Source organism: Tardiphaga sp. (genome assembly GCF_025356345.1).
Lineage (GTDB): Bacteria > Pseudomonadota > Alphaproteobacteria > Rhizobiales > Xanthobacteraceae > Tardiphaga.
Window position 1 is genome coordinate 1 of sequence record NZ_JANXTC010000094.1, and the last position, 2,453, is coordinate 2,453.

The 2,453-nt window shown below is 59.8% G+C and carries 3 protein-coding genes; 1 reads left to right on the forward strand and 2 read right to left on the reverse strand.

Features of this window, described 5'->3' with window-relative positions; all coding sequences use genetic code 11:
- Positions 1 to 235: Clp protease N-terminal domain-containing protein (locus Q0S16_RS05270; protein ID WP_295845865.1), on the reverse strand; the 235-nt coding region annotated here is incomplete at its 3' end.
- Positions 236 to 470: 235 nt separating this feature from the next.
- A complete protein-coding gene (gene clpS / locus Q0S16_RS05275; protein WP_295845866.1) occupies positions 471 to 830 on the reverse strand; it encodes an ATP-dependent Clp protease adapter ClpS in 360 nt (119 codons plus the stop codon).
- 489 nt (positions 831 to 1,319) lie between these two features.
- Here clpS and Q0S16_RS05280 point away from each other — a divergent pair.
- Positions 1,320 to 2,453, forward strand: a 1,134-nt coding sequence (locus Q0S16_RS05280) for a pilus assembly protein (RefSeq protein ID WP_295845867.1), incomplete at its 3' end; no start/stop codon positions are given.

Here is a 2,453-nt window from a genome sequence, read left to right on the forward strand (position 1 = left end):
CATCATCCGCGCCGTCGGTGACGAGATTCTCGAATTCGGTTTCGAGATAATTGACGAGACTGCCGCGCAGCTTGTCGAGATCGACGCTGCATGCGCGCATCACGGCCGCTGCATCGCTGTCATCGACCAGCGACAACAAAAGATGTTCGAGCGTTGCGTATTGATGGTGACGCTCATTCGCAATCGCGAGCGCACGGTGCAGAGATTGTTCAAGGCTTTGAGAAAAAGTTGGCATTCCGCGTCCTCTTTGGCCCCCACCATCATGATGGGCGTTGCCGCCTCAGGCAACTGGAACCTTTCCCCATATAGGTACGCAAGATCGTGGCGAAAGTGGTTCCCGTTGCGTCGCTTAACTAACCCGGCCTCGGGACCGACGGCCGCACCAACAGGATGCCGACACGCCGGGGCGCCTGGTCGAATACGGATATCTCACTGCAAGACCCGTTCCCAAACAGGGCTTGTCGGAAAGGCTACTTCTTTTCCATCACGCATTGCAAAGGGTGCTGGTGCTTGCGCGCGAAATCCATCACCTGCGTCACCTTGGTTTCGGCGATCTCGTAGGTGAATACACCGCACTCGCCGATGCCATGATGGTGGACATGCAGCATGATCTCGGTCGCCGCCTCGGCGTTTTTCTGGAAAAATTTCTCCAGCACATGAACGACGAATTCCATCGGGGTGTAATCATCGTTCAGGATCAGCACGCGGTAGAGGCTCGGCTTCTTGGTTTTCGGCTTCACCTTGGTGATCACCGAGGTGTTCGGCCCGCCCGGCGTGCCCGATCGACCTTCATCATTGCCCGCCCCCGACGGACGGTCAGCGCCACTCATCCCGGGAGCCCGGAAATCACGGCACTGGACGGAGATCGGTTCGGGCATCGGCTTCCCGCGCGAATTCAGGTCTGGAATTGTCTGCAACATGAGATAGGTATCGGCGTCCTCGAGCATCATGGCCACTGCCGGTCACAGGGCTCGGAAACAGGCCATGCGGTCGCCGGACAGACTGGCGATCATCGCCGGACCGAAACAGTCCGACAATCGGGATATGGGTTCCAGCCTTGCCTGCTGCAAGCACACGGCAGGGCAGAAAATCCAGCCAGCACCAGCGCCGCCGCGACTCGCGGCGGTGCCGCCAGCACGCAAGGTTAATCGATCCTTCCGGTTTGCCCAAATGATCCGGCACGCCATTTAGCCGCCGTTGACGATAGCAACCGACCCCACCGCATCAGCAGGCCATTTACCGGCATTCCGCAGAGACCTTTACCACCTGTTTAGGCGACCGCGGCGAAATACCGCTGGAATTCCAGCTCGGTGGTGGCCATGTACATTCGACTGCTCAAATCTCAAGCGCAACAATGCCTGGCGCGGTTCACCCGATCGAACAGCGGCAATGTCGCGATCATGTTCGGTATCCTGGTCGTGCCGCTGCTGGCCTTTGTCGGCGCCGCGGTCGATTACAGCCGGACCAACTCCGCGAGATCTTCGATGCAGGTGGCGCTGGATTCGGCAGCCCTCATGGTCTCGAGAGATGTCGCCGCCAGTCCCAGCCTGAGCCAGGCGCAGATCACCGCGCTGGCGCAGACTTATTTCAATTCGCTCTACACCAACGTCAATGCCACGGTGTCGCCGATCACCGCGATCTATGCCGCCAATACCGGCAACGGCTCCACGGTCGTGCTCAGCACAGCCGGCAGCGTCAAGACCGATTTCATGAAACTGGTCGGCTTTCCCAGCATGGGGATCAGTACCGCCTCCGCCACAAATTGGGGCACCTCCCGGATGCGGGTAGCGATGGCGCTCGACAATACCGGATCGATGAATTCCGACGGCAAGCTCGACGCCTTGAAGACCGCGGCAAAGAACCTGATCGACCAGCTCAGCCCGCTCGCCAAGACGGATGGGGATGTCTACATCTCCGTCGTCCCCTTTGCCAAAGACGTGAATATGGGCGCTAGCAACTACAACCAGACCTGGATCGACTGGACCGATTGGGAAGCCGAGGCACCTGACCTGGTGGGGTCGTCGAACAAGCCCAGCAACTGGGCACTACTTGGACCAGGCTCGCCATGCCCGTGGAGTATGTCGAGCGACGGCTTTACGTGCATGAACGGACCGGCCAGCACGACGGTCGTCGGTACCATTCCGACCTCGGGACTGATCTGTCCGGGGGGGGACCGCAGCAGTAACAGCTATGCCTACCACTATTTGATCAACGGCTGCTACACGAGCGTCGCATCGACATCCACCACGAATGTCAGCACAGGAAAGTACGCGAGTTGCAGCGGCTTCGCGACCGCGTGCACATGCACCGGCTCCGGCAGCGGCACGGTTTGCAAACAGCCGACCTACACCCACGTCTGGACGCCGAACAATCACAACACCTGGTCGGGCTGCATCGCCGACCGCACACCGGATTACGACGTCAAGAACACCCCGCCGGCCTTGGCCACAGAT

Coding starts and splice junctions, on each gene's coding strand:
- clpS (WP_295845866.1), bottom strand. CDS start 830: ATGAGTGGCGCTGACCGTCCGTCGGGGGCGGGCAATGATGAAGGTCGA.